At 72.5% G+C, this 23,927-nt stretch carries 25 protein-coding genes and 1 riboswitch; of the genes, 12 read left to right on the forward strand and 13 right to left on the reverse strand.

The window, feature by feature from the left end; all coding sequences use genetic code 11:
* Positions 1–60: 60 nt before the first annotated feature.
* From ACXN5W_RS12520 to ACXN5W_RS12530, 3 genes are read right to left on the reverse strand one after another with little or no spacing between them, the layout of a single operon-like run.
* Positions 61–1,152 carry a beta-ketoacyl synthase N-terminal-like domain-containing protein gene (locus ACXN5W_RS12520; RefSeq protein ID WP_473158395.1) on the reverse strand — a complete coding sequence of 364 codons (1,092 nt, stop codon included), beginning with the start codon at positions 1,150–1,152 and terminating at the stop codon, positions 61–63.
* The gene (locus ACXN5W_RS12525; protein WP_473158396.1) at positions 1,145–2,452 is read right to left on the reverse strand and encodes a beta-ketoacyl-[acyl-carrier-protein] synthase family protein; all 1,308 of its coding nucleotides are present in this window, start codon (positions 2,450–2,452) and stop codon (positions 1,145–1,147) included. Before ACXN5W_RS12525 ends, ACXN5W_RS12520 begins: the two co-directional genes overlap by 8 nt.
* Positions 2,442–2,702 (reverse strand): acyl carrier protein, encoded by a 261-nt coding sequence (locus ACXN5W_RS12530; RefSeq protein ID WP_473158397.1) that lies wholly within the window; start codon positions 2,700–2,702, stop codon positions 2,442–2,444. The genes ACXN5W_RS12525 and ACXN5W_RS12530 overlap by 11 nt, the downstream gene beginning before the upstream one ends.
* 310 nt (positions 2,703–3,012) lie before the next feature.
* On the opposite strand from ACXN5W_RS12530, the gene ACXN5W_RS12535 reads away from it, so the two are divergent.
* Both ACXN5W_RS12535 and ACXN5W_RS12540 read left to right on the forward strand, forming a co-directional pair.
* On the forward strand, positions 3,013–4,665 hold the full coding sequence (locus tag ACXN5W_RS12535; protein WP_473158398.1) for a beta-N-acetylhexosaminidase: 1,653 nt from the start codon (positions 3,013–3,015) through the stop codon (positions 4,663–4,665).
* 116 nt (positions 4,666–4,781) lie between these two features.
* The gene (locus ACXN5W_RS12540) at positions 4,782–6,317 is read left to right on the forward strand and encodes a M4 family metallopeptidase (RefSeq protein ID WP_473158399.1); all 1,536 of its coding nucleotides are present in this window, start codon (positions 4,782–4,784) and stop codon (positions 6,315–6,317) included.
* Between the two features lie 72 nt (positions 6,318–6,389).
* Here the strand turns inward: ACXN5W_RS12540 and ACXN5W_RS12545 are convergent, their stop codons facing one another.
* Positions 6,390–7,805: an amino acid permease gene (locus ACXN5W_RS12545; protein ID WP_473158400.1), complete on the reverse strand. Its 1,416-nt coding sequence runs from the start codon at positions 7,803–7,805 to the stop codon at positions 6,390–6,392.
* 88 nt (positions 7,806–7,893) lie between these two features.
* On the reverse strand, positions 7,894–9,096 hold the full coding sequence (dusB, locus tag ACXN5W_RS12550) for a tRNA dihydrouridine synthase DusB (protein ID WP_473158401.1): 1,203 nt from the start codon (positions 9,094–9,096) through the stop codon (positions 7,894–7,896).
* A gap of 178 nt (positions 9,097–9,274) precedes the next feature.
* Between dusB and ACXN5W_RS12555 the strand changes: the two genes are divergently transcribed.
* A complete protein-coding gene (locus ACXN5W_RS12555) occupies positions 9,275–9,931 on the forward strand; it encodes a type IV toxin-antitoxin system AbiEi family antitoxin domain-containing protein (protein WP_473158402.1) in 657 nt (218 codons plus the stop codon).
* Positions 9,932–10,058: 127 nt separating this feature from the next.
* Here the strand turns inward: ACXN5W_RS12555 and ACXN5W_RS12560 are convergent, their stop codons facing one another.
* The 3 genes from ACXN5W_RS12560 to ACXN5W_RS12570 all read right to left on the reverse strand — a co-directional run bounded on the left by ACXN5W_RS12560 (position 10,059) and on the right by ACXN5W_RS12570 (position 12,720).
* Complete coding sequence (locus ACXN5W_RS12560; RefSeq protein WP_473158403.1) at positions 10,059–11,438, reverse strand: glycine--tRNA ligase; 1,380 nt, start codon at positions 11,436–11,438, stop codon at positions 10,059–10,061.
* A gap of 231 nt (positions 11,439–11,669) precedes the next feature.
* A complete protein-coding gene (locus ACXN5W_RS12565; protein ID WP_473158446.1) occupies positions 11,670–12,146 on the reverse strand; it encodes an Rv0361 family membrane protein in 477 nt (158 codons plus the stop codon).
* A gap of 232 nt (positions 12,147–12,378) precedes the next feature.
* Positions 12,379–12,720, reverse strand: a complete 342-nt coding sequence (locus ACXN5W_RS12570) for an antibiotic biosynthesis monooxygenase family protein (protein WP_473158404.1) — start codon at positions 12,718–12,720, stop codon at positions 12,379–12,381.
* Positions 12,721–12,791: 71 nt separating this feature from the next.
* On the opposite strand from ACXN5W_RS12570, the gene ACXN5W_RS12575 reads away from it, so the two are divergent.
* The 8 genes from ACXN5W_RS12575 to ACXN5W_RS12610 all read left to right on the forward strand — a co-directional run bounded on the left by ACXN5W_RS12575 (position 12,792) and on the right by ACXN5W_RS12610 (position 17,546).
* Positions 12,792–13,061 carry a hypothetical protein gene (locus ACXN5W_RS12575; RefSeq protein ID WP_473158447.1) on the forward strand — a complete coding sequence of 90 codons (270 nt, stop codon included), beginning with the start codon at positions 12,792–12,794 and terminating at the stop codon, positions 13,059–13,061.
* A gap of 62 nt (positions 13,062–13,123) precedes the next feature.
* Positions 13,124–14,071 (forward strand): metal ABC transporter substrate-binding protein, encoded by a 948-nt coding sequence (locus ACXN5W_RS12580; RefSeq protein ID WP_473158405.1) that lies wholly within the window; start codon positions 13,124–13,126, stop codon positions 14,069–14,071.
* A gap of 76 nt (positions 14,072–14,147) precedes the next feature.
* Positions 14,148–14,903 (forward strand): metal ABC transporter ATP-binding protein, encoded by a 756-nt coding sequence (locus tag ACXN5W_RS12585; protein WP_473158406.1) that lies wholly within the window; start codon positions 14,148–14,150, stop codon positions 14,901–14,903.
* Between the two features lie 43 nt (positions 14,904–14,946).
* Entirely contained in the window at positions 14,947–15,816 is an 870-nt protein-coding gene (locus ACXN5W_RS12590; protein WP_473158407.1) for a metal ABC transporter permease, read from the forward strand.
* A 29-nt stretch (positions 15,817–15,845) separates the two neighbouring features.
* On the forward strand, positions 15,846–16,145 hold the full coding sequence (locus ACXN5W_RS12595) for an ArsR/SmtB family transcription factor (protein WP_473158408.1): 300 nt from the start codon (positions 15,846–15,848) through the stop codon (positions 16,143–16,145).
* A 36-nt stretch (positions 16,146–16,181) separates the two neighbouring features.
* Positions 16,182–16,583, forward strand: coding sequence for a Fur family transcriptional regulator (locus tag ACXN5W_RS12600; protein WP_473158409.1), 402 nt, complete (start codon positions 16,182–16,184; stop codon positions 16,581–16,583).
* On the forward strand, positions 16,571–17,296 hold the full coding sequence (locus ACXN5W_RS12605; protein ID WP_473158410.1) for a hypothetical protein: 726 nt from the start codon (positions 16,571–16,573) through the stop codon (positions 17,294–17,296). The genes ACXN5W_RS12600 and ACXN5W_RS12605 overlap by 13 nt, the downstream gene beginning before the upstream one ends.
* 79 nt (positions 17,297–17,375) lie before the next feature.
* On the forward strand, positions 17,376–17,546 hold the full coding sequence (locus tag ACXN5W_RS12610) for a hypothetical protein (protein ID WP_473158411.1): 171 nt from the start codon (positions 17,376–17,378) through the stop codon (positions 17,544–17,546).
* Positions 17,547–17,643: 97 nt separating this feature from the next.
* On the opposite strand, the gene ACXN5W_RS12615 is transcribed toward ACXN5W_RS12610, so the two are convergent.
* The 5 genes from ACXN5W_RS12615 to ACXN5W_RS12635 form a co-directional block, all read right to left on the reverse strand.
* Positions 17,644–19,620, reverse strand: a complete 1,977-nt coding sequence (locus ACXN5W_RS12615) for an acyl-CoA dehydrogenase family protein (protein WP_473158412.1) — start codon at positions 19,618–19,620, stop codon at positions 17,644–17,646.
* Positions 19,621–19,746: 126 nt separating this feature from the next.
* On the reverse strand, positions 19,747–20,277 hold the full coding sequence (locus tag ACXN5W_RS12620; protein WP_473158413.1) for a DUF6328 family protein: 531 nt from the start codon (positions 20,275–20,277) through the stop codon (positions 19,747–19,749).
* 102 nt (positions 20,278–20,379) lie between these two features.
* Positions 20,380–21,129 carry a sugar isomerase domain-containing protein gene (locus tag ACXN5W_RS12625; protein WP_473158414.1) on the reverse strand — a complete coding sequence of 250 codons (750 nt, stop codon included), beginning with the start codon at positions 21,127–21,129 and terminating at the stop codon, positions 20,380–20,382.
* Complete coding sequence (locus ACXN5W_RS12630) at positions 21,126–22,175, reverse strand: AAC(3) family N-acetyltransferase (RefSeq protein ID WP_473158415.1); 1,050 nt, start codon at positions 22,173–22,175, stop codon at positions 21,126–21,128. Before ACXN5W_RS12630 ends, ACXN5W_RS12625 begins: the two co-directional genes overlap by 4 nt.
* Positions 22,172–22,993, reverse strand: a complete 822-nt coding sequence (locus ACXN5W_RS12635; protein ID WP_473158448.1) for an alpha/beta fold hydrolase — start codon at positions 22,991–22,993, stop codon at positions 22,172–22,174. Before ACXN5W_RS12635 ends, ACXN5W_RS12630 begins: the two co-directional genes overlap by 4 nt.
* 177 nt (positions 22,994–23,170) lie before the next feature.
* A riboswitch (TPP riboswitch) is annotated at positions 23,171–23,277 on the forward strand.
* A 73-nt stretch (positions 23,278–23,350) separates the two neighbouring features.
* Between ACXN5W_RS12635 and ACXN5W_RS12640 the strand changes: the two genes are divergently transcribed.
* Positions 23,351–23,926 carry an ECF transporter S component gene (locus tag ACXN5W_RS12640; protein ID WP_473158416.1) on the forward strand — a complete coding sequence of 192 codons (576 nt, stop codon included), beginning with the start codon at positions 23,351–23,353 and terminating at the stop codon, positions 23,924–23,926.
* Position 23,927 lies beyond the last annotated feature (1 nt).

Here is a 23,927-nt window from a genome sequence, read left to right on the forward strand (position 1 = left end):
CCTTCCGGTCCCGACCGCGCGGCCCGCGGTCCCGGTTCGCTCCGCACCAGCGGTTCCGGCTCAGTCCGCATCCGTACCTCGGACCTCGATGATGCTCGCGGTTCCGGGCTCGATCGCCAGGGCGCGCACCCGCACCGGGCCGCCGGTGGTCCGGCAGTACGCGACCGCGGCGGCCACCGCCAGGAGGCCACCGGCGGCGCCGAAGTCGCCCAGCCGCGCCTCGACGTGCCACACGTCGCCCCGGCCGGCCAGCGTCGCCACGGCGGCCGGGTCGGCCGTCGACACCACGGTGCACCGCGGCGGGTCGCCGGTCAGGTCCTGGTCGTCGAGGTGCCGGGTGAGGTCGGCGGGCCGGGCCGGGTCGTACCCCAGCCGCTCCGCCCGGTCGACAATCACCCCGTCGGCCGGGCCGGGCCGGCGGCCAAGCTCAAGGCAGACCGCGCCCTCGACCGGTACGCCCGGTCCGGCCTCCCCGTCGGGCACGCCCCACCGGCTCAGCGACGCCGAGCCGCCGACCAGGGCCCGGGTCGCGGCGCCGCCGGCCAGGAACCGAACGGCCTCGACCAGCGCCGACGCCCCGGCCGTCACGCCGCCGACCATCGTCTCGGTCGGGCCGGTGAGGCCGAGCCGGATCGAGACCGTCGACGTCGGACCGTTGAACGCGGACAGCGGCGCCAGGAGCGGGCTGGTCAGCCCCGGGTCGAGCAGCGCGGCGTCGGTGCAGACGGCCGCGTACTCGGCAAGGCCGGCGGTGGAGCTGGCCCAGAGCACCGCCGCCGGTTCCCCGCCGACCGGCCAGGACGGCGTGTACCCGTCGCTCCCGGCCACCGCGTCGGCCGCGGCGGCCAGGGCCAGCAGCGACTCGTCCGGCCAACCGCGTAGGCCACGGCTCGACAGGCCGGCGGGCAGTCGGATCTCGACCGGCGAGCCGACCCACCTGTCGACCGGCCGCAGGTCGGTGTGCGGCGCGACGAGCCGTCGTGTCGCGCCCGGTACCGGTTCCGCCCCGGTGAGTTGGCGGACCAGGTCGGCCGGCTCCCGGACTCCGGGCAGCCGGAGACCCAGGCCGCGTACCGGCCACCCGGTCCCGGCACCGGCCGTGCTCTCCCAGGCCGGGCCGGCCATCGCGGTCCCCCGGGTCGGGTCATCCATCGCGGTTCTCCGGCTGTCCGTCGCGGGTTCCCGCGCCGAGCAGCAGCGTGGTCACCGCGCCGCCGAAGCCGTACGCCGGGCTCGCCACCAGCTCGACCCGGCCGTGCCGACCCTCGGCGGGTACCAGATCGAGTCCGTCACACGCCGGGTCGGGACGCCGGAGGGTCGCGTTGCCCGGGATGACGCCCTCGTTCAGCGCCCGGACCGCGAGCACGGCCTCCAGCGCGGCGGCCGCCCCCGCCGCGTGGCCCAGCTGACCCTTCACCGAGGAGACCACCGGACGTTCCCGCCCGGCCAGCACCTTGGCGGTGGCCCGTGCCTCGACCCCGTCGTTGGCCGGCGTCCCGGTGCCGTGCGCGCAGACCCAGTCGATCTCGTCCGGCTCGGCGCCGGCCTCGGCCAGCGCGGTCTGGAGGGTGGTCACCAGCGCGGACCCCTCCGGGTGCGGCTGGGTCATGTGGTGCCCGTCCGAGGCGGAGGCGCAGGCCAGCACGGTGGCCAGCGGCCGCGCACCCCGGGCGGCCGACCGCGTCGCCCGCTCCAGCACCAGCACCCCGGCGCCCTCGGCCGGCATCGTGCCCCGACGGTCCGCGTCGAACGGCCGTACGGTGTCCGGAGCCAGCGCCCGCAGCGCGGTGAACATCGCGAAGACCTCCAGCGACAGTTCCTCCACCCCGGCGCAGATCGCGACGTCCACCTCACCGGCCAGCAGCGCCCGGCGACCGGCGGCGATCGCCGCGTTGCCGGCGGAACAGCCCGGCGCCACCAGCAGGGCCGGCCCGGCGGCGGGGACGACTTCGCGAAGCGGGTCGAGCAGCGCCGCCGGCCACGCCCAGCCCCGGCCGGGCACGGTCAGCCCGGCCGGTCCGATCCCCCGGTCGAGGATCGGTCGGGTGGCCAGCACCGTGCCGACGTACAGCCCCACCGGGGAACGCGGCCGGAGCGGGGATTCGCCGGCCGGCCCGGCGGCCCCGGTCGGCGGACCGCCGGGGTACGGCCGTCCCGTCGGGTCCAGTCCGGCGTGCGTCAGCGCCTCGGCGACGGCCGCCGCGAGGTACCGGGCGGCCAGCGACGGGTGCGCCGGCACCAGGTCGTCCAGCGCCGCCACGGCGGCGTCGGGCACCTGACCGGCCCGGCGGGTGGGGTAGCGGGACACGTCGAACCGGGTCACCGGTCCGGTCAGCACCCGACCGGCGCGCGTCGCGGCCCACAGCCGGTCGACGCCCAGGCCCGCCACGGAGACCGCGCCCAGCCCGGTCACCACCACCGGGTCGCGGGGGGTGAGCCGGTCAGGCGGCAAGGGGTACTCCCCGGTCCCGCAGGACGGTCAACACGTCGCTGAAATCTTTCAATCCGGCTGCTTCAGAATCTGCGAGTCGTATTCCGAATCGCCGTTCGATCTGTACCACGAATTCGATCTTTTGAAGCGAATCTATTCCCAGGTCTTCGTAGAACGCGGCGCCGTCGGTGATCTCCTCCGGCGTCACCTCGAACACCTCCGCGGCCATCGCCCGTACGTCGGCGGCGGTCATTTCCCGGTCCTGCTGCATGTCCCGCTCACTCTCTCGCCGCTGCCCAGGCGGCCGACCACACGACTTCGCATGGATTTTCCACGTACTGAATGCGAGTTGGTATCGGTCGATACGTTGAGGCGCACCGGCATCGGTTCCCGGGCGCCGACACCTGCGGCGGAGTCTGCACCGGACACGACTGCCGGACAATGCGCCTCGCCGTCCCGGCACGGGCCTTTCGGACGAGGACATGGGAGCGCTCCCAGGAGCCGTGCCGGCCGACGCGGGCTAGCCTTGGCGCATCCCCTCGGGGCAAGCCGGCCCCGCCGACCAGCAGAGAGAGACGGCCGTGAGTACCGGTCCGCGTACCCCCCTCGATCTTTCCTCCCCCGACCCCCAGAGCACCGACGACGCCGGGGCGGCCCGGCTCGACGCCCTGGTGCCGGCGCCCGTGCGGGTCGACCGGCTGCCCGGGGTCAGCTACCGGTTGACACCGGGGACCGGCGTTCGCGCCACCCCGGAGCCCGCCGCCCTGGCCGTGGCCGACCGGCTCGCCGAACTGCTGCGGGGACCGACCGGCTTTCCCCTGCCGGTCGGGCCGGCCGGATCGGCGACCGCCGAGGGGGACATCGTGCTGCTGCTCACCCCCGGCACCATCGCGCCGGAGGGCGGCGGCGCCGAGGGCCACCAAGCCGAGGGCTACCAACTCGACGTCACCGCCGAGGGCGTCACCATCCGGGCCCAGACCCCGGCCGGACTGCACAACGGTACGCAGACCCTGCGCCAACTCCTCCCGCCGGCCATCGACGCCGGTACGCCCCAACCCGGCCCCTGGTCGATCCCCGGCGCGCGGATCGTGGACCACCCCCGGTACGCCTACCGGGGCGCCATGCTGGACGTGGCCCGGCACTTCTTCGACGTCGCGGCGGTCTGCCGGTTCATCGACCAGCTCGCCCGATACAAGATCAACCATCTGCACCTGCACCTCACCGACGACCAGGGCTGGCGGCTCGCCATCGACTCCTGGCCCCGGCTGGCCGAGATCGGCGGGGCGAGCCAGGTCGGCGGCGGACCGGGCGGCTACTACACCCGGGAGGACTACCGGAGGATCGTGGCCCACGCGGCCAGCCGGCAGTTGACCGTGGTGCCCGAGATCGACGTACCCGGACACACGAACGCCGCGCTCGTCGCGTACCCGGAACTCACGCCCGGTGGCGTCGCACCCGGGGTCTACGCGGGCACCGAGGTCGGGTTCAGCGCCCTGGCCGTCGACCAGGACCGGACGTACGCCTTCCTGGCCGACGTCTTCGGCGAGCTGGCCGACCTCACCCCCGGGCCGTTCCTGCACCTGGGCGGCGACGAGGCGTTCACCCTGCGACCCGACGAGTACGCCGCGTTCATGGGCCGGACCCAGCGGATCCTCGCGGCCACCGGCAAGCGGGTCCTCGGCTGGCACCAGATCGCCCCGGTGGAGCACGTCGACGGGCGGGTGTTGCAGTACTGGGGCACCAGCCGGCAGGACGCCGGGATGGCCGCGGCGGTGGCGCGCGGCGCCGAGGTGCTGCTCTCGCCCGGGGACCGCACCTATCTGGACATGAAGTACGCGGCGGACACCCCGCTGGGCCACGACTGGGCCGGGCACATCGAGACCCACCGGGCGTACGACTGGGATCCCGCGAGCCACCTGGAGGGCATCCCGGCCGACCGGGTGCTGGGGGTCGAGGCGCCGCTGTGGACCGAGACGGTGACGACCTCCGATGAGATCGAGTTCATGACCTTCCCCCGGCTGCCGGCGATCGCCGAGCTGGGTTGGTCGGCCGCGAGCGCCCGGAACTGGGCCGATTTTCGGCGCCGACTGGCCGCCCAGGGGCCACGTTGGCACGCCGCCGGAATCGCCTTTCATTCGTCCCCGCAGGTGCCCTGGCCAGCGCGGAAACCGACGATTCCCGGGCAGCGAGCGGGTCGGTCCCGACGGGCCCCCGACGCGCTATACCGCAACTAGTTTGGCAAAGCAACCATTTCTTTCCGCCATCCATCTATGGAGAATTATGAACGCCCGTTAACCCCGCGGGCAGGCGGACCATACCCCCGGTTCGTCTTCCGATAGATGGAGGCGACATGCGTCGTACCGCCATTGCCCTGGGTGTGCTGACCACAGCGACGTTGGTCACGACCCTCGGTGCCACCGCCGCCAACGCGGCGCCCACGGACCTCTTCGGCCGCGCGGTCGGACAGCTCAAGAGCCACGCCAGCGCCGCGCACGTCGGCGCCGACCAGACGTTCACCCTCAAGAACGTCACCACCGACGCCGACGGCACCCAGCACGTCCGGATGCACCGCTACTACCAGGGCCTGCCGGTACTCGGTGGCGACCTCGTCGTACACCTCGGCAAGGGCAACACCTGGCGCGGTGCCAGCGAGAACCTGACCACCGCGCCGTCCGCCGGCACGCTGGCCCGGCGGGGCGGCATCAGCGCGCAGGCCGCGGGCACCGCCGCGCTGGCCAGCTCGACCGCCGCCGACAAGCGGGTGACGGGCAGCCAACTCGTGATCGACGCCAGCTCGGGCACCCCGACCCGGGCGTACGAGGTCGTGGTCGCCGGCGTCCGGGCCGACGGCACCCCCAGCGAACTGCACGTGCTGGTCGACGAGACCAGCGGGGCGGTCCGCGACTCGTGGGACACCATCGAGACGGGCACCGGCAACACGTACCACTCCGGAACCGTGACCGTGGGCAGCACCGCCTCCGGCTCGACGTACCAGCTCACCGACGGCAGCCGGGGCGGACACAAGACGTACAACCTCGGCAACCGCCGGTTCGGCACCGGAACGCTGGTCACGTCCAGCACCAACGTCTTCGGCGACGGCACCCTGAGCAACGCCTCCACCGCCGCGGCCGACGCCGCGTACGGGGCGCAGGAGACCTGGGACTTCTACAAGAACACGTTCGGCCGCAACGGCATCCGCGGCGACGGCGTCGGGGCGTACAGCCGGGTCCACTACGGCAGCAACTACGCCAACGCCTTCTGGGACGACTCCTGCTTCTGCATGACGTACGGCGACGGCGGTTCCGGTTGGTACCCGCTGACCTCGCTGGACGTGGCTGGGCACGAGATGAGCCACGGCGTCACCAGCAACACCGCCGGCCTGACCTACAGCGGTGAGTCCGGCGGCCTGAACGAGGCCACCAGCGACATCTTCGGCACGCTCGTCGAGTTCTACGCGAACAACGCGAAGGACCCCGGCGACTACCTGATCGGCGAGAAGCTGCGCAGCACCGGCACCCCGCTGCGCTGGATGGACAAGCCCTCCAAGGACGGCAACTCGGCCGACTGCTGGTCCAGCACGGTGGGCAGCAAGGACGTCCACTACTCCTCCGGGGTGGCGAACCACTTCTTCTACCTGCTCGCCGTGGGTAGCGGGTCGTCGTCCTGGGGCACCAGCCCCACCTGCAACGGCAGCTCCATCACCGGCATCGGCAACGCCAAGGCCGGCGCCATCTGGTACCGCGCGCTGACCGTCTACATGACGTCCAGCACGAAGTACGCCGGGGCCCGCACCGCGACCCTGAACGCCGCCCGCGACCTGTACGGCTCGGGCAGCACCGAGTACAACACCGTGGCCGCCGCCTGGTCCGCGGTCAGCGTCAACTGAGCTGAAAGGAAGGGCCCCCTGTTATCGCTTTTCGTATAGCAGGGGGCCCTTCTTAACGCCCGACGAACCGGCTCAGTTCCGGGCCAGGGCGGAACGGCGGTAGCCGTACAGGGCGTAGACGAGCAGTCCGAGTCCGAACCAGACGGCGAAGCGGATCCAGGTCACCGCGCTGAGAAAGGTGATCAGCCACAGAGAGAAGAGGACGCCGACCGCCGGCACCACCGGCATGAACGGCAGCCGGAACGTCCGCGGCGCGTCCGGACGGCGGTAGCGCAGCACGATCACCGCCACGCAGACCACGACGAACGCCAGCAGGATGCCGATGTTCGTCAGTTCGGCCGCCTGCCGGATCGGCAGGAACCCGGCGATCACCGCCGAGCCGGCGCCGACGATCCAGGTGATCCGGGTCGGCACCCGGCGCACCGGGTGCAGCCGGCCGAACCAGGCCGGCAGCAGACCGTCCCGGCTCATCGAGAACCAGACCCGGGTCACCCCGAGCATGAACGTGAACATCACCGTCAGGATGCCGATGATCGCGCCGGCCGCGATCACGCTGGCCAGGCCGGACAGGCCGACGGAGGCGAACGCCGAGGAGAACCCGCTCTCCGGGTCGATGTCGGTGTACTTCTGCATCCCGGTCAGCACCAGGGTGGCCAGCACGTACAGCACCATCGACACGCCCAGCGAGTAGAGGATCGCCTTCGGCATGTGCCGGGTCGCCTCCCGGGACTCCTCCGCGGCGGTGCTCATCGCGTCGTAGCCGAACACCGCGAAGAACACGGTCGCCGCGCCGGTCACCGCGCCGCCGAAGCCGAACGGGAAGAACGGCGAGTAGTTCCCGGTCTTCACGTGGAAGAAGCCGACCACGATCACCAGCAGCACCACCGCGACCTTGACTCCCACCACGACCGTCTCGAACCGGGCCGCCGCGCGGATGCCGAGATTCAACAGGTACGCGATGAGCAGGCAGAGCAGCACCGCGAACAGATCCACCACGTGCCCGTGACCGGTGCCCGGCGCACCCAGCAGCCAGGCCGGCAGATCCAGCCCGACCTGACCGACCAGGAACCCGAAGTAGCCGGAGATGCCGATCGCCACCACCGCGACGATCGCGGTGTACTCCAGCAGGAGATCCCAGCCGATGAACCAGCCGACGATCTCACCGAGCACGGCGTATCCGTAGGTGTACGCCGAGCCGGCCTTCGGGATCATCCCGGCGAACTCCGCGTACGACAGCGCGGCCGCCGCGCTGGCCACGCCGGCGATCAGGAACGACACCAGCACCGCCGGGCCGGCCGTCTCGTTGGCCACCGCCCCGGCGAGGGCGAAGATGCCGGCCCCGATGATCCCGCCCACGCCGATGGCGGTGAGCTGCCACAAGCCGAGCGAGCGGAACAGCTCACCCTCGTGCTCCTCGACCAACCGCTCCACGGGCTTGCGGCGGAACACCCCCCGGCCACCCGACCCGGTCCACCGTTCCTCGGTCATCGTCGACCTCCCGTCGCCCGGCACACGTTGTGTCGACGATGGTAGATATCAACGTGTCGCACCGCAGCGGAACGCGGACGTACCGTGATCAGCCGCCGGAGTCGGCGAGTTCGGCGCCGGTCGGCACCTCGTCGCTGTCCCGGTCCGCCAGCCAGCCGTCGGGCAGGAAGACCTTGCCCGGCGCGTTGGTCCGGCCGCGCGGCTGGCCGAGCGTGTCCACGGGAAACGGCTCGGCGGGATCCAGCTTGCCCAGCAGGTCGTCCAGCTCGGCCAGGGTGCTCACCATGGCCAGCGCCCGGCGCAGCTCGCTGCCCACCGGGAAGCCCTTCAGATACCACGCGACGTGCTTGCGGAAATCCGTGCAGCCGTCCCGTTCCGGATCCGCCGGCCGGCCGGCGCCGCGCCGCTCGGCCGCCTCGGCCTCGCTGGGCGCGAACGCCGCGACCAGCAGCTCGGCGTGCCGCCGCATGGTCGTGGCCACCTCGCCGAGGTTCGGCAGCCGCCGCTGCGGCCGGCCGGCGAAGGCCGCCGCGAGGTCCGCGAACAGCCACGGCCGGCCCAGGCAACCCCGGCCCACCACCACCCCGTCGACGCCGGTGTGCGCGACCATCCGCAGCGCGTCGTCGGCCTCCCAGATGTCGCCGTTGCCCAGCACCGGTACGTCGAGCGCCTGCTTGAGGGTCCCGATGGCGTCCCAGTCGGCGGTGCCGGAGTACCGCTGGGCGGCCGTACGACCGTGCAGGGCCACCGCGGCCACCCCGGCGTCCTGGGCGGCGAGCCCGGCTTCGACGTACGTCAGATGGTCGTCGTCGATCCCCTTGCGCATCTTGACCGTGACCGGGACCCCGGCGGGGGCCGCCGCCTCGACCGCGGCCCGGACCAGCCGGGCGAAGAGCCGGCGCCGCCACGGCAGGGCCGAACCGCCGCCCTTGCGGGTCACCTTGGGCACCGGGCAGCCGAAGTTGAGATCGATGTGGTCGGCCAGCCCCTCGTCGACCACCATCCGGACGGCGGCGGCGGTCACCTTCGGATCGGTGCCGTAGAGCTGGAGGCTGCGCGGCCGTTCGTCCCCGCCGAACGCGATCATTCGCAGCGTCTTCGGGTTCCGCTCGACCAACGCCCGCGTGGTGATCATTTCGCAGACGTAGATCCCGCCGCCCTGCTCCCGGCACAGTTGCCGGAACGCCACGTTCGTGATGCCGGCCATCGGGGCGAGCACCACCGGCGGGCGCACCTCGTACCGCCCGATGGTCAGCGGACGTACGACGGGAGCGGCAGCGGCGGTTGTCACCGTACGAGTGTAAGGAAGGGCCCCTTGTTATCGCTTTCTGTATAGGAAGGGCCCCCGCTTAACGGCGAGCCATATCACAATCGCGGGTCTCGCGGGGGTTGTGCACAGGCGGCTCCGTTGTCCACAGATCGACCCGGAGGCACTCCCGGCCGGCGCCGGCAGCCGAGATGCTCCCGCCATGACTGTTCTCGAAGACGCATCCCACGGCGACGCGCGTCCCGGCAGCGCCTCGACGATCGATATCGAGGCGACCGCGCTGCGCCAGCACCAGATCGTCACCCGCGCCCAACTGCTGATGGCCGGCATCACCGACATGTACATGTACCGGCAGGCCCGGCGCGGACGCTGGCAACGGGTGCTGCCCGCCACGTACGCCCTGGTCACCGGCGTCCTCACCGACGAGCAGCGGCGGATCTCCGCGGCCCTCTACGCCGGGCCGAACGCGCAGCTCACCGGGGTCGCCGCCCTGATCTGGTACGGCTTCCGCCACTGCCCGCCGACCGACAAGATCGAACTGGTCGTCCCGCACCAGACCCGGCGCGCCTCGGCGGGTCATGCCGTGATCGTCCGCGCGCTCACCCTCGATCCGCGGGCCCGGGACGCCGACCTGTACCGGGTCTGTTCCCCGGCGCGCGCCGTCGTGGACGCCGCCCGTACCCTGCGGCAGCTCCGCGCGGTCCGGGACATCGTCGCGGAGGCGGTGCAGCGCGGCCACACCGACCTGGCCCGGTTGGAAGAGGAGGTACGGCGGGCCCGGCGCAGTCGGACCGGGTACGGCGGATCGTCGAGGACGCGTACCGCTCCCGGCCGACCGCCGGGGTCCGCACCGAGGTGATCGTCTCCGGCGAACCCGACGGGACCGGCCGTTGACCGCGCCGGACGGGCGGAAGCGGACCCAGGCGTTAAGAAGGGCCCCCTGCTATACGAAATGCGATAACAGGGGGCCCTTCCTTGCAACAGCGTCAGCAGCCGGGGAGGCGCTCGATCAGGTACGTCTCCACGCGGTCCAGCGAGATGCGTTCCTGGGTCATGGTGTCCCGGTTCCGCACCGTCACGGCGTTGTCGTCCAGGGTGTCGAAGTCGACGGTGACGCAGAACGGCGTACCGATCTCGTCCTGCCGCCGGTACCGCCGGCCGATCGCCTGCGAGTCGTCGAACTCGACGTTCCAGCGCTTACGCAGGTCGGCGGCCAGACCCTTGGCCTTCGGCGACAGCGCCTCGTTGCGGGACAGCGGCAGCACCGCCACCTTCACCGGGGCCAGCCGCGGGTCGAACCGCATGACCGTCCGCTTGTCCACCCCACCCTTGGTGTTCGGCGCCTCGTCCTCGTCGTACGCCTCCAGCAGGAAGGCGAGCACCGCCCGGGTGAGCCCGGCGGCCGGCTCGATCACGTACGGCACCCAGCGCTCACTCTTCTCCTGGTCGAAGTACGACAGGTCGACGCCCGAGTGTTTCGAGTGCGTGGTGAGATCGAAGTTGGTGCGGTTGGCGACGCCCTCCAGCTCGGAGAACTCGGTGCCACCGAACATGAACCGGTACTCGATGTCCACGGTGCGCTTCGCGTAGTGCGACAGCTTCTCCTGCGGGTGCTCGTAATAGCGCAGGTTCGCCTCGCTCAGCCCGAGGCCGGTGTACCAGTTCCAGCGCTCGGCGAGCCAGTACTCGTGCCACTGCTCGTCGGTGCCGGGCTCGACGAAGAACTCCATCTCCATCTGCTCGAACTCGCGGGTGCGGAAGATGAAGTTACCCGGGGTGATCTCGTTGCGGAACGACTTGCCGATCTGGGCGATGCCGAACGGCGGCTTCTTGCGGGCCGAGGTGGCCACGTTGTTGTAGTTCACGAAGATGCCCTGGGCGGTCTCGGGCCGCAGGTAGTGCAGGCCCTCCTCGCTCTCCACCGGGCCGAGGTAGGTCTTCATCAGGCCGTTGAACATCTTCGGCGCGGTGAACGAGCCCTTGGAGCCGCAGTTCGGGCAGTTGATCTCGGTCAGCGACGCGGGCGGGCGGCCGTGCTTGTGCTCGTACGCCTCCTCGAGGTGGTCGGCCCGGAACCGCTTGTGGCAGGACTGGCACTCGGTCAGCGGGTCGACGAACTCCTCGATGTGGCCGGACGCCTCCCAGACCTGCCGGGCCAGGATGATCGCGGAGTCGAGGCCGACGACGTCGTCCCGCTGCTGCACCATGGTCCGCCACCACTGGCGGCGGACGTTCTCCTTGAGTTCCACGCCGAGCGGGCCGTAGTCCCACGCCGAGCGGGTACCCCCGTAGATCTCGCTGGACGGGTAGACGAAGCCCCGGCGCTTGGCGAGGCTGACGACGGCGTCGATACGGTCGGCTGGCATGGTTACCTCCTACGCCGACTGGCGGTCGGCGGGGACGGATCGGGGACGATACGGACGAAGACTTCGGTACACGCTACGGGCTCACACGGTACGGACTCACGCCGGCCCGAGCCCAGCAGATTACCGGCCCGCCCACCTCGGACCGCCGGCCGGGGCCGCCGGGCCGCCAGCACCCGCCGGGGCCGGCTGCGCCGCAGGGCGCCGCTGCCCACGATCGAGGGTACGGGTGGATCAGCTGATGCCACACACCTCGAACCGGCCGGTGTCGCTGTCCTGGGCCAGCGTGACCCGCTCGCTGCGCTGCTGTCCACCCACGTAGGTCACGGTCACCGGCACCGTCACCTCGGGCGGGCTGGTGGCCTTGCCCACCTGGTACGAGCTGATCTCCGGCTCCGTGGAGACGCGCTCGGAGAACTCCCCCGGTGACTCGCGCTGCTGGTCGACCTCGCAGAGCAGCCCGTACGCCTTGTCGTACTGCTTGTCCCGTACCGCCTGGAGATAGTCGCTGACCACGACCCGGGCCTGTTCGTTGACCGCCCGGGTGGTGGAGACCACGAATCCGACCAGGGCGGCGCCGCCACCGCCGCAGCAGATCGCCGCGACCAGCGCCCCGGCACCGAGCCCGAGCCACAGCCGCGTGGTACGCCCCTCGGTCGGCGGGGCCGCGAACGGCGGCGTGACGCCCGGCCCCCGGGGTGGCGGCGGCACACCCGGCCCGGCTGGCGGTCCGGGCAGCCCGGTCGGCGTGCCGGGCCGGGCCGGCGCCCCGGTCGGGATGGCGGGCGCCCCGGTCGCCGACGGCCCACGCCAGCCGCCGGGGCTCTCCGGCGTCGGGTCGCTGCCCGGGGAGCCGAACGGCACGGGTACGTCGTGCCCGGTCGGCATCGACCGGCCGCCCGGTCCGGAAACGGTCATGACCGCAAGGGTAGTGCCCTACCTCTCACCGGTGCGGATCAGTCGCGCGATCACTCGCGGTGATCTCGACCGGTCCGTCCGGTTCGGCGCTCGCCAGTGGTTCGTACGCGGACGGTTCGTCGAGCGATTCGGCCAGCAGTGGCGTCGCGTGGATCTTCACGTCGAACCCGCCGAGTGCCCGCCGGTAGCTGCCGACCGATTCCCACTCGGTGACCAGGCACCAGTGCCGGGGGTCGTCCAGCGCCCGGGCCAGCTGCCCACGCCGGTAGCCCGGCCGGGCCGCCAACGCGGCGAGCGCGGCGTGGGCCCGGACCGTGAACGGCTCCGCGTCCGACTCGTCCACCAGGAACCGGTTAGTGACGAGCACCCGTACCTCCTCGCAGTGACCGGCCCGGTGGCCGGGTTGGCGACGGCCCCACCGACGGCCGCGCCCGTAGGATCCGTGAGGTGCAGCCTACGCAGCCACGGTTCCTGGCCCGACTGGCCCGGTTGAACCCCACGACCGTGTTCCTCGCCACCCTGGTGGTGATGTTGATCGGACTGTTCGCCCCCGGGATCGTGGGCGGCGCCCTGTTGCTGGTGCTCGGTGCCGGGCTGCTCGCCCTGCTCGCGACCACCTGGCCGGTGCAGTCCCCGGCCACCCGGCTGATCCGCCTGGTGATCCTGACCCTGCTGCTCGGCGTCGCCCTGCTCAAGATCGTGGGCTGAGCACCGTCACATACACTCATGCGTTTTTGACAATCATTGTCATCTTCACGCAGAGTTGACCCATGTTCCGCCGAGCCCGAGCCCTGACCGCCGCGGCCGTCGCCCTGACCGGCCTGGTCGGGGTCGCCGCCTGCGGTTCCCCCCGCGACACCGATCCGGATCACGTCGACGTCGTGGCCGCCTTCTATCCGCTGCGGTTCGTGACCGAGCGCGTCGGTGGGGACGCCGTCCGGGTCACCACGCTGGCGCAGCCCGGCGCCGAGCCGCACGACCTCGAACTCACCCCCCGACAGGTCGGCAGCGTCAGCGGCGCCGAACTCGTGGTCTACCTGCGCGGCTTCCAGCCGGCCGTGGACGAGGCCGTCGCGCAGAACGCCGCCGGCCGCGCCTTCGACGTGGCGGCCGGGCAACCGCTGCGGGACGCCGCCGAGCCCGACCGCCACGATGGTGCGGTGGCGCCGGCCGCCGCGCGCGAGCACTCGGACACCGGCGGCAAGGACCCGCACGTCTGGCTCGACCCGACCCGGCTGGCCGGCATCGCCGACCGGCTGGCCGAGCGGCTGGGCGCGGTCGACCCCGGACACGCCGCCGACTACGCGGCCCGAGCCCGCGCGCTGCGGGCCGACCTCACCACCCTGGACACCGGGTACGCGACCGGACTGCGCGACTGTCAGCGACGCGAGCTGGTGACCGGCCACGAGGCGTTCGGCTACCTGGCCGACCGCTACCGGCTGACCCAGATCGGCATCTCCGGGTTGACGCCCGAGCAGGAGCCGCCGCCACGCCGCCTGGCCGAGGTCGCCGACCGGGCCCGCGCGCACGGCACCACCACGATCTTCTTCGAGACCCTGGTCAGTCCCAAGGTCGCCGACACCATCGCCCGGGAGGTGGGTGCCCGCACCGCCGTGCTGGACCCGCTGGAAAGCCCGCCGGCCGGGGCCGACGAGGACTATCTGACCGTCATGCGCGCCAATCTGGCCGCCCTGCGTACCGCCCTGGAGTGCTCATGAACGAGCGCAGCGGCCTCATCACCCAGATCAGCGCGGATCGGCCGCATGGCGGATCCGCGCGCAGCGAGGAGGCGTCATGAGCGTCGTCACCGTCACCCACGGGGCCGTCGGTTACGGCGAGCGACTCGTGCTCCGGGACGTCACCTGCGCCATCGGTGCCGGTGAGGTGGTCGCGGTGCTCGGCGCCAACGGCTCGGGCAAGTCGACCCTCATCCGGGCCGTGCTCGGGCTCGTACCCCTGCGTGCCGGCTCCGTCGAGCTGTTCGGCGTACCGCAGCGGCGGTTCCGGCAGTGGGCCCGGATCGGGTACGTCCCGCAGCGGCTCGGCGCCGGCAGCGGCGTACCGGCCACCGTGGCCGAGGTGGTCGGCGCGGGCCGGTTGGGTCGTCGTGGCATCCTGCGCCCGCCGGGCGCGGCCGACCGGACCGCGGTGGCCGAGGCGCTGCGCGCGGTCGGGCTGACCGACCGGGCCGGCGACCCGGTCGGCACCCTCTCCGGCGGGCAGCAGCAGCGGACGCTGATCGCCCGCGCGCTGGCCGGCCGGCCGGAGCTGCTGGTGCTGGACGAACCGACCGCCGGGGTGGACGCGGCCAGCCAGGACGCCTTCGCCGAGGCGCTGGGCGGCTTCGTCGGGCGCGGCGGAACGGTGCTGCTGGTGGCCCACGAACTCGGGCCGCTGCACCCGCTGATCGATCGCGCGCTGGTCGTACACGGTGGTCGGATCGCGCACGACGGACCGGTGCCGGAACCGGCCGGTCACCATGCCGCCGACGACCACGACCACGTCCATCCGCACGGTCCGGACGAACCCGTGGGGGTGTGGTCGGCATGATCCTTTTCCAGTGCCAGATCAGGACGACCGGGGTGTGGTCGGCATGATCCTTTTTCAGTACGAGTTCATGGTGCGCGCCCTGGTCGGCGCGCTGGTGATCGGGTTGGCCGCGCCCGCGCTGGGGATCTACCTGGTGCAGCGCCGACTGGCCCTGATCGGGGACGGCATCGGGCACGTGGCCCTCACCGGGGTCGGCGCCGGGCTGCTGCTCAACCGGTCGCCCGTGCTGGTGGCGGTGGTCGTCGCGGTACTCGGAGCGATCGCCGTCGAACTGGTCCGGGAACGCGGCCGGACCTCCGGCGACATGGCCCTGGCGGTGCTGTTCTACGGCGGGATCGCCGGCGGCGTGGTGCTGGTCGGCCTGTCGGGACGCGGCACCAACCTCGGCGCGTACCTGTTCGGGTCCCTGACCACCACCTCCCGGGCCGACGTGACCACCATCGCCGTACTCGGGGTGCTGGTCCTGGCCACCATGCTGGCGCTGCGGCCGGCGCTGTTCGCGATCTGCCACGACGAGGAGTACGCCCGGGTCTCCGGGTTGCCCGTGCGGGCGCTCAACCTGCTGCTCGCGGTGACCACCGCGGTCACCGTGACCATCGCCATGCGGGCGGTCGGGGTGCTGCTGATCAGCGCGCTGATGGTGGTGCCGGTCGCCGCCGCCCAGCAACTGACCAGGGGCTTCCTGACCACCATGATGGCGGCCATGGCCATCGGCGTGCTCTCCGCCGGTGCCGGGGTGTGGATCGCCGGAAACGCCGACACCGCCCCCGGGGCCACCATTGTGGTCCTCGCCATCGGCGCCTTCGTGGTCCTCGGTGTCGCCGGAACGGCCCGGCAGCGCCTACGTCGTCGGCACCGGGCCGACGCCTCGACCGTCCCGGTCGAGCCGCCCGAGGTTGTCCTGCGCGGGTGACAATGCTCGACACTGGTTATCGTTACGGTGTGACCGGCAGGGCGGGCTATGAGGCGTACGAGGGTGCCGGTGAACTCCTGCGCGCGCTGGCCGCCCCGATCCGGGTGGCGATCGTGACCGAACTGGCCGGCGGGGAGCGGTGCGTACACGAGCTGGTGGACAAGCTCGGCGCCCCCCAGCCGCTGGTCTCGCAGCATCTGCGGGTGTTGCGCGGCGCCGGGGTGGTACGCGGCTCGCGGCGCGGCCGGGAGATCGCCTACGCCCTGGTCGACGAGCACATCGCGCACATCGTCGCCGATGCCGTCAGCCACGCCGGGGAGGCACCGTGACCGCCGGGAAGACGCCGTGACCACCGGGGAGACGCCGTGACCACCGCGGAGAGCGGGCCGGTCCGCAACACCCGCCAGCGCAGCGCGGTCAGCCGGCTGCTCGGCGAGGTCACCGGCTTCCACAGCGCCCAGGATCTGCACGCCATGCTCCGCGACCGTGGCGAGCGGATCGGGCTGACCACGGTCTACCGCGCCCTGCAGACCCTCGCCGACGCCGGCGAGGTGGACGTGATGCGGCCGCCCGGCGGGGAGCACCTCTACCGCCGGTGCAGCGAGGGGCACCACCACCATCTGGTGTGCCGGGGCTGTGGTCGTACCGTCGAGGTCGAGGGGCCCGCCGTGGAGAGCTGGGCCGACCGGGTGGCCGCCCAACACGGTTTCTCGGACGTCAGCCACACCCTGGAGATCTTCGGCAACTGCGCCGCGTGCGTCCGCTGAGCGGAGCCACCGCGGCCAACGTCAGCGGAGTGCCGGGGGCGGCGGCGAAGGCCGGGGCCAGCGTCGGCGGAATGCCGGGGGTGGCGGCGCGTGGCACGCTGTCCGACGTGAAGATTTATGCCGACCGTTTCCCCACCGCGCTCCGCCAACTCCTCACCGATCTGCTGGTCGTCGTCTGGATCTACGCCTCGGTCCGCTTCGCGCTGTGGGTGCACGATCTCGTCGAGAAGCTCGCCGTACCCGGACAGAAGCTGGAGGGGGCCGGGACCGGACTGGCCGGCAACCTCGCCGACGCGGGCGGCAAGGTCGGCCGGGTCCCGCTGGTCGGCGACGAGCTGACCACACCGTTCCAGAAGGCCGCCGAAGCGGCCCGCTCGGTCGCCGACGCCGGCCGCGACCAGCAGCAACTGGTCGGCAAGCTGGCCCTGGCGCTGACCATCGCCGTGCTGGTCTTCCCGCTCGGGCTGGTGCTGTTCGGCTGGCTGCCGCTGCGGGTGCGCTGGATCCGCCGGGCCGGCGCCGCCGCCCGGCTCCGGTCCGCGCCGGCCGGCCGCGACCTGCTCGCGCTGCGCGCCCTGGCCACCCAGCCGCTACGCCGGCTGACCAGCATCGACCCCGACGTGGCGCAGGCGTGGCGGCGCGGCGACGATGCGACCCTCGACGCGCTGGCCGCGCTGGAGTTACGCGGGCTGGGACTCCGGCCGTCCCGCTGACCCGCCGCCGCCGTCTCCGCCGGGCCGACTTGCCGCGACCTTCGATAACCTCGGGCACCGACCGCTAAGGTTTCAGCTCGTGCCGTACGTACTTGGGATCATCGGTCTGCTCATGCTGGGGTATGCCGCCGGGTTGCTCTGGTTCGTCCGCCGTGGGCGGCGGATCCCGCAGGCCGGCTACCTGGGCCTGCTCCTGCTCAATGGTGTCCTCATCGCGGCCCTGCTCGCCTGGGCGGTGAGCCGCCGGTAACCAACCGGGGTCATCCGGCCCACCGGCTCCACCGGCTCCGGCAGCGTTAACAGGGGGCCCTTGCTATACAAAAAGCGATAACAAGGTGCCCTTCCTTTCACTGGATGCGGCGGCGGACGTCCTCGACGGTGGACTCGCCGGGCTCCCAACGCGCCACCCAGGGCCGGTCGTCGTCCGGGGTGAGCACACCGTCCTCGAGGAAGGCGTACCGGCCGGCCAGGATCCGTCGGGCGGCGGCGTTGTCGACGGTGTCGGTGTTCTCCCACAGCGCCGCGAAGAGGGCGTCGATCCGCAGCCGCGCCTGGCGGCTGAACAGGTCCGCCAACTCCACGCCCTCGGGCCGCTCGTCCCGCTCGGCCCGGGCCCGTACACAGGCCGCCGAGATCGCGAACAGCTCAGCGCCGATGTCCACGATGCGGCCGAGGAACGCCTGCTTGCGCTCCATCCTGCCCTGCCAGCGGGACATCGCGTAGAAGGTCGACCGGGCCAGCTTTCGGGAGCAGCGCTCGACGTAGCGCAGGTGCCCGGCCAGCGGGCCGAACTCGGCGTACGCCGTGGGGCGCTGGCCGCGACCGACCGCGAGCGTCGGCAGCCAGCTGGCGTAGAAGGCGCCGGCCCGCGCGCCGGCCCGCGCCTTGCGGGCCAGCCCGGCGTCCGGGTCGATGATGTCGCCGGCCACCGACAGGTGCGCGTCGACCGCCTCCCGGGCGATCAGCAGGTGCATGATCTCGGTCGAGCCCTCGAAGATGCGGTTGATCCGCAGGTCCCGCAGGATCTGCTCGACCTCCACCGGCCGCTCGCCCCGGGCCGCCAGCGACTCGGCCGTCTCGTAGCCCCGGCCGCCCCGGATCTGCACCAGCTCGTCGGCGATCTTCCAGGCCATCTCGCTGGCGTACAACTTGACCAGGGCGGCCTCGATCCGGATGTCGTTGCGATCGTCGTCGGCGAGCCGGCAGGACAGGTGCAGCATGGCCTCCATGCCGTACGTGGTGGCGGCCATGAACGCCAGCTTGGTGGCCACCGCCTCGTGCTCACCCACCGGCCGGCCCCACTGCACCCGGTCGTTGGCCCACTGCCGGGCGATGTTCAGCGACCACTTGCCGGCGCCCACGCACATGGCCGGCAGCGACAACCGGCCGGTGTTCAACGTGGTCAGGGCGATCTTCAGACCCTTGCCCTCACCACCGATGACGTTCTCGGCCGGCACGAACACGTCATGGAACCGGGTGAGGCTGTTCTCCAGGCCGCGCAGGCCGAGGAACTCGTTTCGGCGTTCCACCGTGATGCCCGGCGCGTCACCCTCGACGACGAACGCGGTGATCCCACCCCGCCGGCCCTCGCCGGCCGGTACCCGGGCCATCACCACCAGCAGGGTGGCCACGGTCCCGTTGGTGGCCCAGAGCTTGACGCCGTTGAGCCGGTAGCCACGGCCGTCCTCGGTCGGTTCGGCGGTGGTGGCCAGCCGAGCCGGGTCGGAGCCGACATCCGGCTCGGTGAGCAGGAACGCGGACACCTCCCCGCCGGCGAGCCGGGGCAGGTAGCGGCGCTTCTGCTCGTCGGTGCCGAACAGCTTGAGCGGCTGCGGCACCCCGATCGACTGGTGTGCCGACAGCAGCGCCGAGATCGCCGGGCTGGCCGAACCGACCAGCATGAGCGCCCGGCAGTAGTCGAGGTTGGACAGCCCCAGCCCGCCGTACGACGGGTCGATCTTCATGCCGAAGGCGCCGAGCCGGGCCAGCCCCCGGAAGACCTCGTCGGGGATCCGGGCGTCCCGCTCGATCTGCCGGCCGTCCACCTCGGACCGCAGGTATCCGCGCAGCCGGTCCAGGAACCCGGCCGCGGCGGCCGATCGCTCGGGGTCACCGGCGGGCCACGGGTCGATGAGGTCGAGCCGGAAGCGGCCGAGGAAGAGTTCCTTGCCGAAGCTGGGCTTGCCCCACTCGGACTCCCGGGCCGCCTCGGCGACCTGTCGGGCCTCCTTTTCGGAGACCTGGCCCGCCTCGGCGGGCAGCGGTCCGGTCGCGGCCGCGTCGTCCGCGTCGCTCGCCGCGCCGCGGTCCTGGGTCGTGGTCATGGCGGCCTCCCCTACCGAGCTGGTACGACGGTCCCGACAACCGACGTTACTACTCAGTTCTACCCACTGGTAGGTCCCTCGACACCGCTGGTCAGTGCCGGCCGACGGGCCCACCGACCCGCCGGATCAGTCGTCGGCGGCCGACGTCTTTCCCCGAACCGCGCCCTCGTGTTCCTCGTCCGCGAACTCCTCGTCGGCGTCCTCGTCCGCCCAGTGGTGCCGGAAGAGTGGCATCGCGATCCAGAACACGACGAACCACAGGCCCGTGATGCCGGACAGGAGCACCGCGATGGTGCTGTCCAGCAGGAAGTCGGTGATCAGGAAGACCGAGCTGACCATCGCCACGAGCATGAAGACCAGACCCCAGGTGGCCATCCGGTGCGCGTACACCACCAGCTCGGGCTTGCGGCCCTGCCGGAACAGCGCCCGATGGAAGGCCACCGGCGCGATGATCAGCGCGGCGGCGCCGGAGGCGGCCAGCAGGGCGACAATGTAGATGTCCCGCTGGAGGTCCGTGGTCTTGTTGAACTGAGCGCTGAACGGCAACGTCAGCAGGAACGCGAAGAGGATCTGCACGCCCGTCTGGGCGACCCGCAGCTCCTGCAACAGGTCGGCGAAGTTGCGCTGCCAGCGCTCCCGCTCGCTCTCCTTGCTCACCGTCACCTCCGGCCCGCTTCTCCCGCGGTCGACCGCCCGCGTGCTGGATGATCTTTCCCAGCGGACGACCGGGACAAACCCCGACAGCGGGCGGGCCGGCGGTCAGGAACCGCGGCGGATCCGCCCGGCGTACCGCTCCTCCAGCACCCGGTTGTGCTCGTCGCCGCCGGCCATGTTGGCCGAGAGATAGACCGGCGGCGTCTCACCGGCCGCCACCATCCGGCCCACCACCTCCACGACCAGCTGCTGGGCCAGCAGCGCCGCGGTGATCGAGGAGACCGCGCCGACCGTGCCGCCGCCGGGCAGCGGCAGCGCCGCGTCACCGTACGGAGCGCCGTTGTCCAGCACCACGTCGGCGAAATCCGCGAGCTTGCGGCCGGACGGGTGTCGGGACGCCATCCGGGCCGAGTGTTCCGCCGAGGTGATCGCGATCAGCGGATGGCCACGCTCAGTGACCAGCCTGGCAAGCTCGACCACGGCGCCGTTGACCCCGGAGTTGGAGGCGACCACGAAGATGTCCCGGGGATCGAGCGGAACCAACCCGAGCAGCCGGTGTGCCACCGCCGGATCCCGTTCCAGCGTCGGGCCGAGCACGCTGGCCGGCTCCCCGCCGTACAGCACCAGGTCGCGCAGGGCGATCCGGTTGGTCGGCACCAACCCACCGGCCCGACCGGCGATCTCCATGGCCAGCGCCTCGGAGTGCCCGGTGCCGAACGCCTGCACCACGCCACCGGCCCGCAGGGCGGTGTGCAGCAACCCGGCGCCACGCAGCACACCGGCCCGCTGCGCTTGGGAAACCCGGACGATCGTCCCGGTGACCGCATCGAGGTAGCCGTCGGCGTCCAGCGTCATTCCGTCCTCCCCGCCGCCGCGGACTCCGGCCCGGCCGGCCCAGGGTCGCCCGCGGTGGCCGTACCCGTGGCTGGGACGTCGCCGGTCGCGGCCGGGGAGCCGGCGGCGGGCATTGGGCCGCCGGCGGGCATTGGGCCGCCGGCGGGCATTGGGCCGCCGGCGGGCGTTGGGACGGTGTTCCCGGTCAGCCAGCGCACCGCGAAGTCGACGGCGGACCGCTGGTCCAACAGTCGGGCCGTGCCGGAACCCACCGGCCCGACCCGGACCGGGATGGCGGCCTCCAGGTCGGCACCCAACCGGTCGAACACCCCGGAATCCAACGCCACGTCCTCCCACCAGGCCCACCGCCGGCCCCCGTCGGCGGTACGTACGGCGGCGCCCAGCCGCTCCCGTGGTGGATCCGGACGCCGGTACTCGGCCAGGTGCAGCGAGGTGTTCGAGTCATGGCCGACGCCCAGCAGCAGTACCTGCGCCGACCGCTCGTAGAGACGGGCCAGTGGGGAGCCCTCGCCGAGCATGTCGGCCAGTTCGTGCCCGCCGACGATCTCGGCGGCGGCCGGCCCGAGGGCGGCGAACGAGACGTGCGGGTGATCGCTGCGCTGGGCACCGGGCGTGGTGCGGACCAACTCCGCCAGCACGCCCATGTACCGGCTCGGGGTCACCGCCGGATCGAAGCCGGGCATCTCCTCGCGGATGATCCGCCACCAGTTCTCGGGCACCGGCGGGTTCTGCCAGCCGGCGGGGTCGGAGTTCTCCGGCGTGTGCGTCGGCACCACGAGGGTGCCGTCCGGACCGAGCACGTCACGCAGCGCCAGCGCCAGCGCCTGGGGACCGCCGCAGACGAACCCGAGGGCCCGCGTCGAGGCGTGCACCAGCAGCACCGAGCCCGGCCGTACGCCGAGGGCGAGCAGCTGCGCCGCGAGCGTGGCACGGGTGTGCGGCACCGGCTGGACGGCGGCGGCCGGCCCGTACGCGCCGGTCGCCTCGCCACCGCCGACCGCGACCGGTCCGGGCACCCCGGCCGGCTCCGGCGACCCGGTGCTCACCGCGCGCCGGTCCGGGACAGGATGGCCTCGACCAGCGGCTCGGGCGCCTCGTCGGGGATCCAGTGCGACACCCCGGTCAGCTCCACCAGCCGGTAGTCGCCGGTGACGTGCCCGGCGCAGGCCATCGCGGCGGTCCGGCCCACCGCCACGTCGCGGTCGCTCCACACGTACGTCGTGGGCACGGCGACCGGGCCGGCGGCCAGTTCGGACCCGGACATCGCCCGGTACCAGTTCAGCGCCGCGGTCAACGCCGCCCGGTCGCGCATCGGCCGGGCGTACGTCTCGACCCGGTCCCGCCCGACGCCCGCGAGCATCCGGCGCAGCACCGCCGCGTTCAGGGCGAGCAGCACGGTCTCGGCCCGGCCGGGCTGGCGGAACAGCGACATGTACGCCGACCGCGCCTTCTGCCGGCGATCGGTGGCCAGCGCGTGCGTGAACGCCGCCGGATGTGGCACCGAGACCGCGGTGAGGGTACGGACCCGGTCCGGATGCCCGGCGGCGAGGTGCCAGCCGACAATGGCGCCCCAGTCGTGCGCCACCAGGTGTGCCGCCGGCACGTCGAGCGCGTCGAGTACGGCGACGGCGTCGGCCACGCACTCGGAGATCCGGTAGTCGGCCACCGCCGCCGGGCGCGCGCCGGGCGAATAGCCCCGCTGGTCCAGCGCGTACGTGCGCAGCCCCGCCGCCCACAGCCCCGGCGTCACGGCGGCCCACTCGCCGCTGTGCTGCGGGAAGCCGTGCAGCAGCAGTACCGGCTCGCCGTCGGCCGGTCCGCCCGCGTACACGTCGAAGGTCAGACCACGGACGTCGAGACGGATGTCCGGATCGGGGCGCATCGCCGGAGCGTACCTATCGATCGGCCGGACCGCACCGCCGTTCCGGCCCGCCAACGCCCGTCAAACGTTAGGAGGGGACCCTTCCTATACGAAAAGCGATAAGCGGGGGCCCTTCCTTTCCGCGCAGGTCAGGGGGTGCTAGCGTCGATGAGACAACTTCACATCCGACAGGGGAGCGCACAGCGCTGAGAGTGCGGGCCACGGCCCGCAGACCCTCGAACCTGATCTGGGTAATGCCAGCGCAGGGAGTTCGGTCGACCTCCAGCCGCGCCGCGGACCGGGCCAGCCGGTACGCGGCGTGCGTCTTGCCTGGTTCCTACGAACTGGGAGTCAACAATCATGAACAACAACCGGTGGCGCACCGTCGACATCGTGGTCGCCGCGGTCCTCGGCATCGCCTTCGGCGTCGTCTTCTGGGCCTGGGGACTGCTCTGGAACGGTCCGGCCGACGCCATTCCGCTGCCCGGCCGGGCCCTGCTCTACGGCGTCTGGCTGGTCCCGGCGGTGCTCGGCGCGCTGGTGATCCGCAAGCCGGGCGCGGCATTCTTCACCCTCACCGTGGCCGCCCTGGTCTCGGTGGCCCTGGGCTCCAGTTGGGGCTGGACCCTGGTGGTGCAGGGGCCGCTGGAGGCGGCGGCCGGTGAGCTGGCCTTCGCGATCTTCGGCTACCGGGTCTACCGGCTGCCGGTGGCGCTGCTCTCGGGCGCCCTGGCCGGCTTCGCGGCGGCGCTCTACGACGTCTTCGTCTGGTACCCGGACACCGCGTGGGGCAGCTTCCGCATCCCGTACCTCGCCCTCACGGTGGTCAGCTCGGTCGTGATCGCCGGCTTCGGCGGGGCGGCCCTGACCCGGGCGCTGGCCAACACCGGCGTGCTGGACCGGTTCCCCGCCGGCCGGGAACGGGCCACGGTCTGAC

This window comes from Plantactinospora sp. A48 (assembly GCF_055793945.1).

Coding starts and splice junctions, on each gene's coding strand:
- ACXN5W_RS12520 (WP_473158395.1), bottom strand. CDS start 1,152: ATGGATGACCCGACCCGGGGGACCGCGATGGCCGGCCCGGCCTGGGAG.
- ACXN5W_RS12530 (WP_473158397.1), bottom strand. CDS start 2,702: ATGCAGCAGGACCGGGAAATGACCGCCGCCGACGTACGGGCGATGGCC.
- ACXN5W_RS12540 (WP_473158399.1), top strand. CDS start 4,782: ATGCGTCGTACCGCCATTGCCCTGGGTGTGCTGACCACAGCGACGTTG.
- ACXN5W_RS12545 (WP_473158400.1), bottom strand. CDS start 7,805: ATGACCGAGGAACGGTGGACCGGGTCGGGTGGCCGGGGGGTGTTCCGC.
- ACXN5W_RS12555 (WP_473158402.1), top strand. CDS start 9,275: ATGACTGTTCTCGAAGACGCATCCCACGGCGACGCGCGTCCCGGCAGC.
- ACXN5W_RS12560 (WP_473158403.1), bottom strand. CDS start 11,438: ATGCCAGCCGACCGTATCGACGCCGTCGTCAGCCTCGCCAAGCGCCGG.
- ACXN5W_RS12580 (WP_473158405.1), top strand. CDS start 13,124: ATGTTCCGCCGAGCCCGAGCCCTGACCGCCGCGGCCGTCGCCCTGACC.
- ACXN5W_RS12585 (WP_473158406.1), top strand. CDS start 14,148: ATGAGCGTCGTCACCGTCACCCACGGGGCCGTCGGTTACGGCGAGCGA.
- ACXN5W_RS12590 (WP_473158407.1), top strand. CDS start 14,947: ATGATCCTTTTTCAGTACGAGTTCATGGTGCGCGCCCTGGTCGGCGCG.
- ACXN5W_RS12615 (WP_473158412.1), bottom strand. CDS start 19,620: ATGACCACGACCCAGGACCGCGGCGCGGCGAGCGACGCGGACGACGCG.
- ACXN5W_RS12625 (WP_473158414.1), bottom strand. CDS start 21,129: ATGACGCTGGACGCCGACGGCTACCTCGATGCGGTCACCGGGACGATC.
- ACXN5W_RS12640 (WP_473158416.1), top strand. CDS start 23,351: ATGAACAACAACCGGTGGCGCACCGTCGACATCGTGGTCGCCGCGGTC.